This is a genomic window from Streptomyces sp. TG1A-8 (genome assembly GCF_030499535.1).
Taxonomy (GTDB): Bacteria; Actinomycetota; Actinomycetes; order Streptomycetales; family Streptomycetaceae; genus Streptomyces.
Genome location: NZ_JASTLB010000001.1, coordinates 138,982 through 157,439, shown reverse-complemented (window position 1 = coordinate 157,439; position 18,458 = coordinate 138,982). Strand labels below are relative to the sequence as shown.

The window sequence follows — 18,458 nt, the reverse complement described above, 5'->3', positions numbered from 1 at the left end:
CGACCGAGGCGCTGGGGCTACTGGCGGGCCGCTGAGAGGCGGCCGCCGAAGGCGTTCGGGGCAGTCCTCCAGCACACGGTCGCTGGTCTGCGGGACAGTGCCAGTTGGACATCGCCGTCTGAGCTTGTCTTTTAACCTCTGTGTGCTTGTGTCCGTGGGTGCCTCTCGGTAGGGAGCGGTTTCTGATCATGTGGAAGGGGAGAGCTGTTCGCGCACCCGTTCGGGATCGGGGTTGGTGTGTGGCCGGCCCGCCACGACGACGGTCGGCACGGTCTCGTTGCCGTCGTTGGCTGCTCTCACCGCTGCGGCTCCTGCCGGGTCGCGCCAGATGTTGACCCAGTGCAACTGGCGGGCGCTTTCGAAGCCCTGGACGAACAGACCGTGGTCGTTCCCGGCACCGGCACCCTCGACACGGTCGTGCCCTCCCTAGCCCGATCGCTCGCGGCGGTCCACGAACAACGCCGGGCCCTGGAAACCCAGATCAAAGCCCTGCTGGAGGATCCCCCTCTTTCCAAGGTCCTGACCTCGATTCCGGGGGTCGCGGTCAGGACCGCCGCCACCTTGCTGGTCACCGTCGGTGACGGCACCGGCTTCCCCACCGCCGCCCACCTGGCCTCCTACGCCGGCCTCGCCCCGACGACGAAGTCCTCGAAAACCTCGATCCACGGCGAACACGCACCACGCGGCGGAAACCGACAGCTCAAACGCGCGATGTTCCTGTCCGCGTTCGCCGCCCTGCACGATCCCACCTCCCGCACCTACTACGACGAATGCCGCTCCCGGGGAAAGACCCACACCCAGGCCCTGCTCCGCCTCGCCCGCCACCGCATCAGCGTCCTGTTCGCCATGCTCCGCGACGGCACCTTCTACGAACCCCGCCTCCCCGAAGCAGCCGTCGCATGACCAGCTCAGGCTTGACGAAGGACATAGAGGCACCCCCCGGCTGGTGGCCAGGGCGAGGAACACGCCGACCTGGGAGTTCTCGATGCGTCCTGCGGTCCCGGTGCACTGCCGCTGCACCCCCGCCGAGGACCGGCCCTTCTTCACCAAGCCGGTCTCATCCACGATGAGCACACCGCCGTCGGTGCCGAGGTGGTCGGCACCGTAAGCGCGCAGGTCGTCACGGACGGCATCGGCGTCCCAGCGGGCGTAGCGCAGCAGGCGCTGCATCGGTCCGGGGCGGACGTGCCCGGCCTGCTCGGCCAGCTGCCAGCAGTTCTTCCGCTCGACACCCGACAGCAGCCCGAGCGCACAGGCGCGGGCCACGACCCGAGGCTCAACTCGGCCGAAACGTTCCGCGATCCGGGCCGTGACCTGGTCGAACATAGCCCGCCAACGGGCAGGGCCTCGCTATGGCCCGCGGCCACCGCACGATCTTCGTCTGTCCATACACCAACCGATGATCACGCGGTGGCCACACCCGTTCCCAGCCGGGTCCGCCGCAACATCGCAAAACCGGACTGGAGTACCAACCGGCCTTGAGGAGGGCCCGATCACCCCTGGCGTGAACCGCACTACGTCGGCGGCCCGCTCGCCGGCGAAGGCGATCCGGCCGCACTACGTCGGCGGCCGGATCGCCTTCGCCGGCGAGCGGCGCACGCGGTCGCGTCCCCGGGCTCCCCACGGCCCCGCTGTGACAGTCGTGCGGACCCGGGATGCGGAGACTGTTCCACCGCGCGTCATCGAGACGATATGCGCCCCTGAGAGACTGGGCGTGCAGGCCGGGCGCGACACCTGACGTCAACACCACCCACGCCAAGACCCGGAGTACCGGGGCGGGGTGTCGAAACAGGGCGGTGGTCGGTGTGGTGAGCGGCGAGGAGTTACGGGAACACGTGAAGCGGGCGACGGCGGATTCGTGCCGGACTGTGCGGCATGCGCGTCAACCTGAGGCGAGGAACAACGAGTTGACTACGGTCCTGCGCGGGTTGTCGCTACCCGGGCTGTGCCGGAGCCACCCACGCCGCGTGGCGCTCGATCAGTCGCGCCACTGGAGATCCACCGGATCAGCCGTCGGCCTCGACCGTGGCGCCCCGGAGCCGTCGTCGGTGGCAACGGCCGGACGGCACAGTGACCGGACGGCACCGCGACGGTGAGGATCGTGTGTACTTCTTGCCGTCGCGCCACGGACCTCACGGCAGGTCGAGTCGGCGTGCCGCTCGCTGACAGTGGGTTGGCGGGGTGTGAGCGAACGGCATGCCACCCACCGATCCTCCACACACAGCGCAGGGCGAGTGTTGCCACGACACGTGTCGGCACATGGCGCTCGAGGCGTTCCGCGTGACCCGAACATCCATGTCCGAAACCCGGTCCAAAAACCTGCAGTATTTTGAGGAGCAAGCGTTGACCAGGAGGGACCCGTCGCAGGCTGCCATCGCGGTCATCGGCTACTCGTGCCGGCTGCCGGGCGCGCCCGATCCCGACGCCTTCTGGCGGCTGATGCTCGACAAGCGGCACGCCATCACCGAGGCCCCGGCCGATAGGTGGACGGTCGGCCAGCTCGACGCCGCGAAGACCCCGCACGCGGCCAGCGCGCGCTGGGGCGGGTTCATCGAACATCCCGACGCGTTCGACGCACCCTTCTTCGGTGTCTCGCCCCGCGAGGCCGCCGCCATGGACCCGCAGCAGCGGCTCGTATTGGAACTGGGCTGGGAGGCCGTCGAACACGGGGGCCTGCTGCCCGCCGCACTTGCCGGCACCCGCACGGGCGTGTTCGTCGCCGCGGGCTGGGACGATTACGCCACGCTGCGGCGCGAGTCGGACGGCGACATCACCCACCACACGCTCGTCGGCACACAGCGCGCCCTCATCGCCAACCGGCTCTCACACACCCTGGGCGTGCGCGGCCCGAGTCAACTCGTCGACACCGGCCAGTCCTCGTCACTGGTCGCCGTGCACCTGGCCTGCCAGAGCCTGCGCTCCGGCGAGTCCACCACCGCGCTGGCCGGCGGCGTCAACCTCAACCTGGCACTCGACACCGCGCTGGTCGTCGCAGGCGTCGGTGCCCTCTCCCCGGAGGGGCGGTGCCGCACCTTCGACGCGCGGGCCGACGGTTACGTGCGCGGCGAGGGGGGCGCGCTGGTGCTGCTGAAGCTGCTCGACCGGGCCATCGCCGACGGTGACACCATCCACGGCGTGCTCCTCGGCAGCGCCGTCAACCACGACGGCGATGGAAGCTCGCTGACCGTGCCCGACGTCGAAGCCCAACGCGAACTGGTCACGCTGGCCCAGCGGGCCGCCGGCATCTCACCCGCTGACGTCGACTACGTGGAGCTGCACGGTACGGGCACCAAGGTCGGCGACCCGGTCGAGGCTGCTGCGCTGGGAGCATCTACCGGCTCCGCACGGTCGGCCGGCTCGCCCCTGCTGGTCGGCTCGGCCAAAACCAACATCGGTCATCTGGAAAGCGCCGCAGGCGTCGTCGGCCTGCTCAAGGCCGTCCTGGCGGTGCGGCACGGCGAGATCCCGGCGAGCCTCAACTTCGATACGCCGCCGCCCGGCATTCCCCTCGACGAGCTGAACCTCAAGGTACTCACCGAGCGCGCCCCCTGGCGCGTGGATCGCCGGATCGCCGGCGTCACCTCCCTCGGCCTGGGCGGTGCCAACTGCCACGTCGTGGTGGCGTCCTACGATCCGCCCGCAACCGTGGCGCCGACCGCCCCCGAGCGGCACGCAGTACCCGGCGCCGTGCCCCTCGTGGTGTCCGGGCGGACCCCGGCCGCGCTGCGCGCGCAGGCCGCGCGGCTGGCCGACTGGATCGACGACCACCCCGGAACGGGCCACGTCGATCTCGGCGGTTCCCTGCTGTCGTCCCGTACGCTTTTCGACCACCGAGCGGTTTCCCTGGGCGCCGCCGGACTGCGCACGCTGGCCGCCGGTCAGGCGGGTGGGGACGTGGTCACCGGCTCCGTCGCGGCACCCGTGGGCAAGACGGTGTTCGTCTTCCCCGGGCAGGGCCCACAGTGGGTGGGCATGGGGCGTGAACTCCTGGCCGGTTCACCGGTGTTCCGCGCCCGCATGGCCGAGTGCGAACAGGCCCTGTCACCATTCACGGACTGGCGCCTCTCCGACGTGCTGCACGACGCGGACGCGCTGCAGCGCACGGAGGTTGTCCAGCCCGTCCTGTGGGCGATCATGGTGTCGCTCGCGGCCGTGTGGCAGTCACTGGGCGTTGTCCCGGACGCGGTGCTCGGCCACTCCCAGGGCGAGGTCGCGGCCGCCGTGGTAGCGGGAGCCCTGTCGCTGGAGGACGGCGCCCGGGTCGTGGCCCTGCGGAGCAAGGCCCTTCGGGAGCTGACCGGACGCGGCGGTATGACCGCGCTGGCGCTGTCGGCCCCGGACGTCCGGGCGCTGCTGGGGCCGGAACTCTCGATCGCCACGGTCAACGGTCCGTCGTCGGTTGTCGTGGCGGGCCCCCCTGCGGCTCTGGCCGAACTGGAAGCCCTGGCCGAGGCGCGGGACGTCCGCGCGCGCCGGCTCCCCGTCGATTACGCCTCTCACTCCTCCCAGATCGAGGAGATCAGGGAGAGGCTGCTGTACGTCCTTCGCGAAGTGACGCCCCGTGAGTGCGGCGTTCCGATGTTCTCCACCGTGGACGTGGACTGGGTGGACGGCACAGCCCTCGACGCCGGGTACTGGTACAGCAACCTGCGCCGTACCGTCGAGTTCGAGGCGGCCGTACGGCACCTCTCGGAATCGGGTTACGGCGTGTTCGTCGAAGTCAGCGCCCATCCAGTGCTGACCTCGGCGGTGGCGGAGAGCGTCGGTGACGTGATCACGGCCGGGACGTTGCGCCGGGACGACGGAGGATGGGACCGGCTGAAGCGTGCGGCGGCCGAACTCTTCGTACAGGGAGTCGAGGTCGACTGGTCGCCCCTGCTCGCGGGCGCCGCCCGAGTGGCGCTGCCCACCTACTCGTTCCAGCGCCAGTCGTACTGGCTCGGCCGGGCCGCCGAGCCCGCCCCGGCCGCGACCGCGGTGGCGGACACCGGCCTACCCGCCCTGACAGACCTGGTCAGGTCGCACGCCGCCGTAGTCCTCGGCTACTCGGACGCGGAGGAGGTCGATGTCCGCCTGAGCTTCAAGGTTCTGGGATTCGACTCGACCTCGTCACTGGAGCTGCGTGGCCGACTGGCCGCCGCGACGGGGCTGCGGCTGCCGGCCGCCCTGGTCTACAACCACCCGACCGTCGAGGACGTCGCGGCCTTCCTGCACCGCGCTCTGACCGGTGCGGACGGCACCGGCGCGGCCGCCGGCCCGGCCGCCGGGCCCCAGGACGAGCCCGTGGCGATCGTCGCCATGAGCTGCCGACTGCCCGGCGGGGTGCGTTCTCCCGCGGACCTGTGGCGGATCGTGGAGAGCGCGACCGACGCCGTCGGCCCCCTTCCCGAGGACCGCGGCTGGGACCTGGAAGCCCTGCTCGGCGGGGGCAGCAACGGCACGTCCCACAGCGGCTTCGGTGGATTCCTGCAGGGAGTGGGCGAGTTCGACGCCGCCTTCTTCGGCATCTCGCCACGTGAGGCGGCCGCCATGGACCCCCAGCAGCGGCTGCTGCTCGAGACGAGCTGGGAGGCGTTCGAGCGGGCCGGCATCGTCCCGTCCTCGCTGCGTGGCAGTGCCACCGGTGTGTTCGTCGGCGCCATGGGCCAGGATTACCTGCCCCGGCTGCACGAGCTACCCGTCGAGGCGGAGGGGTACGGTCTGGTCGGCGGCGCCGGCAGCGTCGCCTCGGGCCGCCTTTCCTACACATTCGGTCTGCACGGTCCGGCCGTGACCATCGACACGGCCTGTTCGTCGTCGCTGGTGGCGCTGCACATGGCGACCCGCTCGCTGCGGGCGGGCGAGTGCTCGCTGGCCCTGGCCGCCGGGGCCACGGTGATGGCGGGCCCCGGCATGCTGATGGAGTTCAGCCGGCAGAACGGCCTCGCCACGGACGGGCGGTGCCGCTCCTTCAGCGACGATGCTGCAGGCACCGGCTGGAGCGAAGGCGTCGCCGTGCTGGTGCTGGAGCGGTTGTCGGACGCCCGGCGCAACGGGCATCCGGTGCTCGCGCTGGTGCGCGGCAGCGCCGTCAACCAGGACGGTGCGTCCAACGGACTGACCGCACCGCACGGTCCGTCGCAGGAGAATGTCATCCGCGAGGCCCTGGCGAGCGCCCGGCTGACGGCCGCCGAGGTCGACGCCGTCGAGGCGCACGGTACAGGTACCCGGCTGGGCGACCCGATCGAGGCCGAAGCCCTGATCGCCACCTACGGGCAGGATCGTGAAGGGCCCGTGTGGCTCGGCTCGCTGAAGTCCAACATCGGCCACACCCAGGCCGCGGCGGGCATCGCCGGCGTCATCAAGATGGTAGAGGCGATGCGGCACGCGACGCTGCCCAAGACCCTGCACGTCCGTACGCCGTCGTCCCGAGTGGACTGGTCGGCCGGCGCAGCCCGGCTCCTCACGGAACAACTGCCGTGGCGGACCGCGGGCCGTCCCCGCCGCGCCGGCGTCTCCTCCTTCGGCGTCAGCGGCACCAACGCCCACGTCGTAGTCGAAGAGGCCCCGCCGGTTGCACCGGCGGCCGCGGACGATCGCCCGGACGCACCGACCTCCCTGCCGTGGGTCCTCTCCGCCCGTGACGCCCAGGCTCTGCGCCGACAGGCCGCTGGGCTGGCCGATCACCTCACCACCGCCGTACCGCGGCCGCGTCCGCTGGACGTCGGCTACTCGCTGGTGATCGGGCGCACCGCGTTCGAGGACCGCGCCGTTCTTCTGGGCGGGCCGGACGCGCTGCCGTTGCTCGCCCAGGCGGCGCCCGACGAGGCACTGTCGCTGCCGGGCGTGGTGCACGGCAGTGTGGTGCCCGATGCCAGAACGGTCTTCGTGTTCCCCGGCCAGGGTTCGCAATGGGCCGGTATGGCGCTCGACCTCGCCCGGTCCGCACCGGTCTTCGCCGAGCAGTTGCGGGCCTGCGAGGACGCTCTCGCGCCCTACGTCGACTGGTCCCTGTCCCAGGTCCTGGCCGAGCCCGGAGCACCCGCCCTGCTGCGCGTGGACGTCGTACAGCCCGCGCTGTTCGCCGTCATGGTCTCCCTCGCGGCCCTCTGGCGCTCGCACGGTGTGCGGCCGGACCTGGTCGTCGGCCACTCGCAGGGCGAGATCGCCGCTGCTGTGGTGGCCGGTGCGCTGACGCTGGAGGACGGCGCCCGCGTCGTCGCCCTGCGCAGCCGGGCGCTGCGCGCCCTCGCCGGACGCGGCGGCATGGTCTCGGTCGCCGAGCCGGAGGAGGCGGCCGTACGCCGCGTCGCCCGCTGGGGAGGCCGGCTGGCGATCGCCGCCGTCAACGGACCCGGCGCTGTGGTGGTTTCCGGCGATCCGGAAGCCTTGGACGAACTCCTCACGGCGTGCGAGGCGGAGGGCTGCCGCGCCCGCCGGATCCCGGTCGACTACGCCTCTCATTCGGCGCACGTCGAGGAGATCCGCGAAGCGGTGATCGGGGCATTGGCCGGCATAGAGCCGCGCCGCGCCACGGTGCCCTTCCTCTCCACGGTCACCGGCGCGGTGCTGGACGGCACTGAACTCGACGCCGAGTACTGGTACCGGAACCTCCGCGGCACGGTCCGATTCGGTCCTGCTGTGGCGGACGTGCTCGCCCGCCACTCCGCGCTCTTCATCGAGGTGAGCCCGCACCCGGTGCTCGTGCAGGGCATCTCGGAGTCCCTGGACCGCGCCCCCGACCGCCCGGCGGCGGTGCTGTGCACGCTGCGCCGGGGCGACGGCGGCCGCGAGCGGTTCCTCACCTCCCTGGCCGAGGCCTACGTGCACGGCGCGCCGGTGGACTGGGCGGCGTTGTACGAGGGCAGCGGCGCCCGACGGACGGAGCTGCCGACCTACCCCTTCGAGCGCCGGCGGTACTGGCTCGACACCATGCGCGCCACCGCGTCCGCGCGGCCCGGACCGCAGGCCTGGCGTTACCGCGTCACCTGGACCCCGCGTCCCGACGCCGACCGGGCGCCGGCCCCGGACGCTCTGTCCGGCCGCTGGCTGGTGGCGGTGCCCGAAGCACTCACCGGCGACACGTACATCGGCGACGTCACGGCGCTGCTGGCCGCGTACGGCGCGGACGTCCGTAGCTTTCCCGTGACGGGTGCCGACGACCGGGCGGTCCTCGCCGCGCGGCTGCGGTCCGCGGCCACGGACGAGTCCGTCGCGGGCGTGCTGTCGCTGCTCGCCCTTGACGAGTTGCCGTGCCCCGGGCACCCGGCGGCGCCCGGCGGACTGGTGTCCACCGTGGCGCTCCTCCAGGCACTCGGCGACACCGGAATCCCCGCGCCGCTCTGGCTGGCCACCCGGGGCGCGGTCGCCGTGGACTCCACCGAGCGGCTCACCGCTGCCGCACAGTCCCTGGTGTGGGGGCTCGGCCGGGTGGCCGGTCTCGAACACTCCGACCGCTGGGGCGGCCTCGTCGACCTGCCGGACGGCTGGGACGAACGCACCCGGGCCCGGCTGGCCGCCGTCCTCGCAGGCCTGCCCACGGACGGCTCGGCGGACCCGGCCCACGGCACGGAGGACCAGGTGGCCGTGCGGACCACCGGCGTGTCCGTACGCCGTCTCACGCGAGCCGTACGAAGTGCCCGTCCCGGTGCCCGCGCTTGGCGGCCCGGCGGAACCACGCTCATCACGGGCGGCACCGGCGCCCTGGGCGCGCACGTTGCCCGCTGGCTCGCCGGACACGGCGCCGAGCACCTGCTTCTCGTCGGCCGCGCCGGTCCACAGGCGCCCGGCGCCGAAGAACTCCGCCGGGAGCTGGAGGAGCTCGGCTCCCGCGTGACGGTCACCGCCTGCGACGTGGCCGACCGCGACGCCCTGGCGACGCTGCTGGGCACGGTGCCGCGCGAGCACCCGCTCACCGCGGTCGTGCACTCCGCCGCCGTCCTGGATGACGACACGCTGGCGGCGCTGCGGCCGGAGCAGATCGAGCGGGTCCTGCGTCCGAAGATGGCCGGTGCGCTCCACCTGCACGAGCTGACCCGGGACCTGGACCTCGACGCTTTCGTCATGTTCTCCTCCGTGGCCGGTACCTTCGGCATACCCGGACAGGGCAACTACGCCCCGGGCAACGCGTTCATGGACGCCCTGGCCGAGCAACGCCGCGCCGAGGGACTCGTGGCGACCTCAGTAGCCTTCGGCCCCTGGGCGGGTGCGGGCATGGCCGGCCGCGCGGGCGTCGGCGACCTGCTGGCCCGGCACGGTTTGCACGCGATGTCCCCCGCGGACGCCGTGGCGGTGATGCAGCAGGCGGTGGACGACGACGAGACCTGCCTGACCGTGGTGGACATCGACTGGGACCGTTTCTTCCTGGCCTTCACCGCCTCCCGGGCCCGGCCGCTCCTGCACGACGTGCCCGAGGTGCGGCGCATCCGCTCGGCCGTCACCGCTGCCGAGGAGCCCGGCGCGGCCATGTCCACGCTCGCCCGACGGCTCGCGGGCGCGAGTGAGGAGGAGCGCGGCCGTATCCTGCTCGACCTGGTGCGCGACCACGTCGCCGCCGTGCTCGGCCACACCGGTGCCGCGACGGTCCCGGCCGAACGTTCGTTCAAGGAGCTCGGTTTCGACTCACTGACCGGCGTCGAGGTCCGCAACCGGCTGGGAGCCGCAACCGGACTGCGGCTGCCGGCCACCGTGGTGTACGACCACCCGACCCCCGCTGCCCTGGTCCGCTACCTGCGTGGCGAACTGGCGGGCGGGGCGGTCGGCGCCGCACCGGAACCGCTCCTGCCCGCACCGTCCGCGGCCGAAGAGGACCCGATCGCCGTCGTCGCCATGAGCTGCCGTTTTCCCGGTGGCGTAAGGACCCCCGACGATCTCTGGCGCCTCGTCAGCGAGGGTGTCGACGCGGTCGGCGCGTTCCCCGCCGACCGTGGCTGGAACCTGGACGCCCTGTACCACCCGGACCCGGCGCACCCCGGCACCACCTATGTACGCGAGGGCGCCTTCCTCCACGACGCCGCCGACTTCGACGCGGACTTCTTCGGGATCTCGCCGCGCGAGGCGCTGGCCATGGACCCACAGCAGCGTGTGCTGCTGGAGACGTCCTGGGAGGTGCTGGAGCGCGCCGGGATCGACCCCACCACGCTGCGCGGCAGCCGCACGGCGGTCTTCGCGGGCACCAACGGCCAGGACTACCCCACGCTGCTCGCCGCCGCGCCCGCGGGGTACGCCGACAGCGAGGGCTACGGCAGTACCGGCGCCGCCGCCAGCGTCGTCTCCGGTCGCGTCTCCTACGCCCTCGGCCTGGAGGGCCCGGCCGTCACGATCGACACGGCCTGCTCCTCCGCATTGGTGGCGCTGCACCTCGCATGTCAGTCGCTGCGCCAGGGCGAGTGCGAACTGGCCCTGGCCGGCGGTGTCACCGTGATGTCCACCCCTGGGCTGTTCGTGTCGTTCAGCCGGCAGCAGGGGCTGGCCCCGGACGGGCGCGCCAAGGCGTACGCCGCCGCAGCGGACGGCACCGCCTGGGGTGAAGGTGTCGGCGTGGTGCTCCTGGAGCGGCTGTCGGACGCCCGTCGGCACGGGCATCCCGTGCTCGCCCTCGTGCGCGGCAGTGCGGTCAACCAGGACGGCGCCAGCAACGGCCTGGCCGCTCCGAACGGTCCGTCGCAGCAGCGGGTCATCACGGCTGCGCTGGCCGCCGCCGGCCTGCGGGCCGAGGACGTCGACGCGGTCGAGGGCCACGGCACAGGCACCCGGCTCGGCGACCCCATCGAGACACAGGCTCTGATGGCCACGTACGGGCAGGGCCGCGCCGAGGAACGGCCGCTCTGGCTGGGCTCGGTGAAGTCGAACATCGGCCACACCCAGGCCGCCGCGGGCGTCGCCGGGCTCATCAAAATGATCATGGCGATGCGGCATGGCGTCCTCCCCGAATCCCTACACCTGGACGCACCGTCCGATGTCGTCGACTGGACCGCAGGAGCCGTACGGCCACTAGCCGAGGCACGGCCCTGGGGGCCCAGGACCGGGTCTCCGCGCCGGTTCGGCGTCTCCGCGTTCGGCATCAGCGGCACCAACGCGCACGTCATCCTCGAGCAGCCGCCGCAGGAGTCCACGGAGCCCGCCGGGGCTCCGGCCGCCGACCGAGCGGCCTCCGGAGCCCGCTTGTTCCCGCTCGCCGCCAAGGGGCACGCTGCCCTGCGCGAGCAGGCGGCGAGCCTGCTGGCGCTCCTGGAAGCCGAGTCCGTGACCGAGGACGGACTGACGGACGTGGCGTACTCACTGGCCACCACCCGCGCCGCACTGCCCGACCGCGCCGTCGTGCTCGCAGAGGACCGCGACGACCTGGTGCGCGCGCTCGGCGGCCTCGCCGCCGGCCGGCCCTCGGCCGGCGTCTTCCGGGGCACCGCCCGGGACGACGCCGCCGACACGGTGGCCTTCCTGTTCACCGGCCAGGGCAGCCAGCGTGTCGGCATGGGAGCGGAACTGTCCGCGCGGCTCCCCGCGTTCGCCGCCGCCTTCGACGAGGTCTGCACCGAGCTCGACCGCCACCTGGACCGGCCACTGCGCCAGATCGTCGACGAGGACGCGGAGGCCCTGGAGCGGACCGAGTACGCCCAGCCCGCGCTGTTCGCCGTCGAAGTGGCACTCTTCCGGGTGTTGCGGGACTGGGGCGTCCGGCCGCTCCGGCTCGTTGGCCACTCCGTCGGCGAACTGGCCGCCGCGCACGCCGCCGGGGTCCTCACCCTCTCCGACGCCGCCGTCCTGGTGACCGCGCGGGGGCGGCTGATGCAGGCCCAGCGTTCCGACGGCGCGATGCTCGCCGTCCAGGCGTCCGCCGACGAGGTGGCCGACTCGCTCGCCGAGCACGGCAGCCGGGTCGCCGTCGCGGCCGTCAACGCCCCGGGGTCCGTCGTGCTCTCCGGCGACTCCGACGCGGTGGCCGCCCTCGAAGGGCACTGGCGGGAGCGGGGCCGCAGGACCAAGCTGCTGCGGACCTCGCACGCCTTCCACTCCTCGCACCTGGACGGCATGCTCGCCGAGTACGAGCGGATCGCGGCCACCCTCGACTACTCCCCGCCGCGCATACCCGTCGTCTCCACCGTGACGGGCGCGGACCTCACAACCGAGGAGGCGTGCTCACCCGCCTACTGGGCGCGGCAGGTCCGGGAAACGGTCCGGTTCGCCGACGCCGTACGCACCCTCCGGGCCGTCGGCGCGACCATCTTCGTGGAGATCGGCCCCGACGGCGTACTCTCGGGCATGGTGCCGGACTGCCTGCCGGAGGAGAGCCCGCTGGCGGTTTCCCTGCTCCGCGACGGCCGGCCGGAGGAGCAGACGCTGCTGTCCGCCGTAGCCCGCCTGCACACCGCGGGCGTCACTCCGGACTGGGAGGCGCTGTTCGCCGGGGCGGGCGCCCGCCGGCGCCCACTGCCGACCTACCCGTTCCAGCACAAACGGTTCTGGCCGCGTGTTCCGGCCGGAACCGCCGCCGGGGCGCCCGCCCACCAGTGGCACTACCGGATCGGCTGGACGGAGCTGACGGCCCTGAGGGAACCCGCCGGAGCCGGCGGGCCCGACGGCACCTGGCTCGCCCTGGCGCCCGACACCGAGGACGGCACCCAGGCGCTGGCCGCCTGCCGCGCCTGGCTCGAGCGGCTCGGCACCCCCATCGTCCTCGTCGCCGCCGGTACGGGCCGGGACACGCTCGCCGAACGGCTGCGGGACGCGGCGGTGAGGGGCCCGGTGTCGGGCGTGCTTTCACTGCTCGCGCTCGACGAACGGCCGCACCCGGACCATCCCGCGATACCGACCGGACTGGCCGGCACGCTGACCGCCGCCCAGGCGCTGACCGACGCGAAGCTCGGAGCTCCGCTGTGGGTGGTGACGCAGAGCGCGGTAACCGTGGACCCGGAGCAGGACACGGCGCGGCCCGAGCAGGCACAGACCTGGGGCCTCGGCCAGGTCCTCGGGCTGGAACAGCCCGAGCTGTGGGGCGGCCTGGTGGACCTGCCCGCCGACCCGGACGAGTCCGCTCTCGCCCGCCTGGGCGCCGCCGTCACCGGTGGGGGCGACGACGAGGACCAGCTCGCCGTTCGGGCCGGAGGCGTCCACGGCCGTCGTCTGGAACGCGTCCCCGCACCGGCGGCCGGCCCGGCCTGGCAGCCGCGCGGCACCGTCCTCATCACCGGCGGCACCGGCGTGCTGGGCCGCCATGTCGCCCTGCGCCTCGCTCACGACGGCGCCGAGCACCTGGTGCTCACCAGCCGTCACGGTCCGGCCGCCCCCGGCGCCGCCGCGTTCCGCGACGAACTCGCCGCCCACGGAGTCCGCGTCACCATCGAGGCGTGCGACGTGACCGACCGCGACGCGGTCGCCGCCCTCCTGGCGAAGTACCCGCCGACCGCCGTCGTCCACACCGCGGGCGCGCTCGTCCTCGGCTCCGTCGCCGACGACACCGCGGCCGTGCTCGAGGAGGCCGCCGCCGCCAAGGCGCTGGGCGCCCGCCATCTCGACGAACTGCTCGGCGACACCCCGCTGGACGCCTTCGTGCTGTTCTCCTCCGTCGCCGGCGTCTGGGGCAGCGGCGGCCAGGGCGCCTACGCCGCCGCCAACGCCTGTCTGGACGCGTTGGCCGCACGGCGCAGGGCCCGGGGGCTCACCGCCGTATCGGTCGCCTGGGGCCCCTGGGGCGGCGGCGGCATGGCCGACGAGGCGGCTCTCGAACGGCTGCGCCGCCGCGGGCTCGCCGCCATGGCGCCGGCCGCCGCCGTCACCGCCCTGGCCGCCCTGCCGACGGGGAGGGACGCCGCGGTCGTCATCGCCGACGTCCGCTGGGAGGACTTCGTCCCCGCGTACACCGCTGCGCGCCCACGCGCGCTCATCCAGGACCTGCCCGAGGTGCGGTCATTCCTGGACGACCGGGAGGAGGAGCCCGCGCCGCCCGCGTCCGCGCTCGCCGCACGGCTCGCGGGCCTGCCGTCGGCGCGCCGCGCGGAGGCTGTGCGGGACCTGGTCCGCGACCACGTCGCGGCCGTCCTCGGCCACGATTCGGCCGAAGGCGTTGCGGTTGACCGGGTCTTCCGGGACCTCGGCTTCGACTCACTGACCGCCGTGGAGCTGCGCGACCGGCTGGTGGAGGCCACCGGCGTGCGGCTGCCCGTCACCGAAGTGTTCGATCACCCCACCGTCGCCGACCTGGCCGACCGGCTCCACGCCGAACTGGCGGGGGCCGCGTCCGGCCCGGACACCCGCCCGGCCGCCACGGACGCGGTCCGGGCAGCCGCCGACGAGCCACTGGCGATCGTCTCGATGGCCTGTCGACTCCCCGGCGGCGTCGCCTCCCCGGAGGACTTGTGGCGACTGGTCGCCGACGGCGAGGACGCCATCGGCCCCCTGCCGACGGGACGCGGCTGGGACCTGGAACGCCTGTATCACCCCGACCCGGACCACGAAGGCACCTTTTACGCCAGGGGAGGCGGCTTCCTCGACGGCGCGGGTGACTTCGACGCGGCGTTCTTCGGGATCTCCCCCCGTGAGGCGCTGGCGATGGACCCGCAGCAGCGGCTGTTGCTGGAGACCTCCTGGGAGGCGCTGGAACGGGCGGGCATCGACCCGGCGTCGCTGCGTGGCACCCAGGGCGGGGTCTTCATGGGTGTCGCCGCGCAGGGCTACGGCAGCGGGCCCGCCGAAGGCGTGGAGGGACACCTGCTCAGCGGCACCGTCACCAGCGTGGCCTCCGGCCGCATCGCCTACACCTTGGGCACCGAAGGCCCCGCGGTCACCGTGGAGACGGCCTGTTCCTCCTCTCTGGTGGCACTGCATCTGGCTGGCCAGTCCCTGCGCTCCGGCGAGTGCGCCTACGCCCTGGTCGGCGGCGCCGCGGTGATGGCGTCCCCGGACGTCTTCGTCGAGTTCAGCCGGCAGCGAGGGCTGTCCCCCGACGGCCGGTGCCGCTCTTTCGCAGAGGGGGCCGACGGCACCGGCTGGTCCGAGGGCGTCGGTGTGCTCGTCATAGAGCGTCTGTCGGACGCGCGCCGCAACGGCCACCCGGTGCTCGCCGTGATCCGCGGCAGCGCCGTGAACCAGGACGGCTCGTCCAACGGTCTCACCGCCCCCAACGGCCTCGCGCAACAGCGGGTCATCCGCCAGGCACTGGCCAACGCCCGGCTCGCACCCGCGGACGTGCAGCTGGTCGAGGCGCACGGCACGGGCACCGCCCTCGGCGACCCGATCGAGGCGCAGGCGCTGCTGGCCACCTACGGCCAGAACCGCGAGGAGCCCCTGTGGCTCGGCTCGCTGAAGTCGAACATCGGGCACACCCAGGCCGCAGCAGGCGTCGCCGCTGTCATCAAGACGGTCATGGCTATGCGGCACGGCACGCTGCCCCGGACCCTGTACGCCGAGGAACCCAGCACCAGGATCGACTGGGCGGCTGGGAACGTCCGGCTGCTCACCGAGACCCGTCCCTGGGCGGGGCCGCGCCGGGCCGGCGTGTCCGCGTTCGGCATGAGCGGTACCAACGCCCACGTCGTCCTGGAGCAGGCGGAACCGGCCGAGGTGGCCGTGCCTGCCTCCCCGGACCGCGCGGCGCCCCTGCTGCTGTCCGCCCGTACCGCCGGAGCACTGCGCGAGCATGCCGCCGACCTGCACCGGTTGCTGAGTGCCACCGGCGTCCGCACGGCCGATGTGGCCTGGACATTGGCCGGCAAGTCCTGCTTCGAGCGGCGCATGGCGGTCCTGGGCACCGACCGGGCCGCCCTCCTGTCCGGGCTCGCCGCGCCCGGCACCGCACCGAACGTCGTCACGGGCCAGGCCGGCTCCGGCCGTACCGTCTTCGTCTTCCCGGGCCAGGGCACGCAGTGGACCGGCATGGCCCTGGAACTGGCCGAAGCGGAACCGGTGTTCGGCTCCTGGTTGGACGCCTGTGCCGAAGCCCTGGCGCCGCACGTCGACTGGTCTCTGCGCGAGGTCCTCGCGGACGAGGCGGCCCTGCGACGGGTCGACGTCGTCCAGCCCGCCCTCTTCGCGGTCATGGTCTCGCTCGCCGAACTGTGGCGTTCCTACGGCGTCGGGCCGGACGCCGTCATGGGGCACTCGCAGGGCGAGATCGCCGCTGCCGTGGTGGCCGGCGTGCTCGGCCTCGACGACGGCGCGAAGGCCGTCGCGCTCCGCAGCCAGGCCATCCGCCGGTCCCTGGCCGGCAAGGGCGGCATGGTCTCCGTGGCGGCGGACGAGAAGACTGTCCGGGCCCTGCTGGGCGGTCAGGAGGGGCGGATCGGCATCGCCGCGCTCAACGGCCCCGACGCGATCGTCGTCTCCGGCGCCCCGGAGGCACTGGACGTCCTCGTCGCTGACTGCGAAGCGCGGGGCGTCCGTGCCCGGCGGGTCCCCGTCGACTACGCCTCGCATTCCGCCCATGTGGAGCAGGTGCGGGAGGAACTCCTCGCCGCCCTGGCCGACGTCCGGCCCACCATGGGCGAGACCCCCCTGCTGTCGACCGTGGTCGGGGACTTCATCGACGGCACCGCCCTGGGCGCCGAGTACTGGTATCGGAACCTGCGCGAACCGGTGGCCCTGCACGCCGCCACCGAACGTCTGCTGCGCACCGGTCACACTCTGTTCATCGAGGTCGGCCCGCATCCCGTGCTGGTCTCCGGCATTGAGGGCACTGCCGCGGACGCCGGCCTCGCGGTCACCACCGTCGGCACCCTGCTGAGGGGCCAGGGCGGCCCGGACCGGATGCGCGCCGCCCTCGCCGAGGCGTGGACCGCCGGGGCCGATGTCGACCGGACCGCCCTCACCGGCCCCGGCCACCACGTCGAGCTGCCGACCTACCCGTTCCAGCGCGAGCACTACTGGCTGCCCACGCCCGGCCGGACCGGACCCCCGCGGCAGCAGGCGCCGGAGCTGCTCTACCGCACCGAGTGGCGGGCACTGCCAGAGCAGGGCGTGCCTGTACCGCTGGACGACTGGGCGGTCGTCGTGCCCGACGGCGGCCACCCGGTCGCCGCCGCCCTGCCGGGGGCCGTGACGACCGACGCCGGCCTCAGGGGCGTCACCGGACCCGTCGCCGGCGTGCTCTGTCTGCTACCGCCCACCGACACCCCGGCCCTGGTACGCGCCCTGGACACCGCGGGCATCCAGGCACCCCTGTGGTGTGTGACCACTGAGGCCGAACGAACCGCGGACCAGGCCGCGGTGTGGGGACTCGGCCAGGTCATCGGCCTGGAGCAGCCGGAGCGCTGGGGCGGCCTCGTCGACCTGCCCGCCGATCTCGACGACGAGGTGATCCACCGCCTGCGCACCGCTCTGGCAGGCGCCGAGAGCCAGGTCCGGGTGCGCGCCGACGGCACGTACGCCCGGCGTCTGGTCCGCGTCCCGCAGGTCGCGCCACCCGCCGAACGGTGGGCCCCCGGACACGTCCTCGTCCGGGGAGCCGACGGGCCCCTGGGGGCGGAGCTCACCGACTGGCTGGAGCGGCACGGCGCCGAGGGCGTCCGGGTCTGCGCCGACCCCACCGCGCCGCCCGAAGCCGGCGAGCGCACAGTGATACAGATCGCGGCCGCCGAACCGCCGGCCGGCCCGGTCGCCGAGACCGTCGTGACCGTACCTGCCGAACTCACCGGCGCCGGGGACACCTTCGTCCTGCTGCACCCGCTCAGCGGGGTCTGGGGGGCGGCACGGCAGAGTGCCGCCACCGCCCGGTACGCCGGCCTGGCCGCGCTCGTCACCGGACTACGGAACCGCGGCGTACGCGCTGTCACGGTCGCCGTCGGCGGCTGGGAAACGCACGCACCCGCCGAGAGGCCGGTGCCGGTCGACGCGGTCATGAGGGCGGTCCGCAGGGCCGTCGAACGCGACGAGGCCGCCCTGATCGTCGCCGACGTCGACTGGGAGCTGATCACCTCGGGGGTCTCCACCCCGCGCCAGCTCAACCTGGTCTCGGAACTGCCCGACGCCGCCGTGGAGGAACGCAGCGACGACCTCGTGGAGCGATTGTCCGCACTCTCCGAGGCAGACCAGCGCCGGGCTCTGCTCGACCTGGTCATCGAGCAGGTCGGCGCCACGCTCGGCCACGACACACCCGGCGCCGTCCGGCCCGACTCGCCCTTCGCCGACATCGGCTTCGACTCCTTGCTCGCCGTCCAGTTCCGCAATCGTCTGTGCACGGCCACCGGACTGGCCATCTCCCCGACGGTGGTCTTCGACCACCCGACACCGGTCGTTCTCGCGGACCACCTGCACGGCGAACTGCTCGCCGGGCCCGATCCCGTCGCCCCCATGCTGGCCGAACTCGACCGTCTGGAGCGGGCCCTGGGCCAGCTGCCGGTGGTGGATGAGATCAGCACCCGATTGCACACCTTGCTGCGCCGCTGGAACGAGCGCAGCGCCCCGGCCGACGCCGGTGAACTCAGTTCGGCGAGTGCCGACGAACTCTTCGACCTTCTCGACAACGACTTCGGCACCGCCTGAGGGGA

1 protein-coding gene and 2 pseudogenes are annotated in these 18,458 nt (G+C 73.4%); 2 read left to right on the top strand and 1 reads right to left on the bottom strand.

The genetic code is table 11. The features are described 5' to 3' along the window. Positions 1-357: 357 nt before the first annotated feature. Positions 358-903, top strand: a pseudogene (locus tag QQY24_RS00555) (transposase); the annotation flags it as partial. 42 nt (positions 904-945) lie between these two features. Here QQY24_RS00555 and QQY24_RS00550 read toward each other — a convergent pair. Next, a pseudogene (locus QQY24_RS00550) lies at positions 946-1,326 on the bottom strand (transposase); the annotation flags it as partial. Between the two features lie 1,017 nt (positions 1,327-2,343). On the opposite strand from QQY24_RS00550, the gene QQY24_RS00545 reads away from it, so the two are divergent. Then, positions 2,344-18,453, top strand: a complete 16,110-nt coding sequence (locus QQY24_RS00545; RefSeq protein ID WP_301970686.1) for a type I polyketide synthase — start codon at positions 2,344-2,346, stop codon at positions 18,451-18,453. The last annotated feature ends 5 nt before the right edge of the window (positions 18,454-18,458 follow it).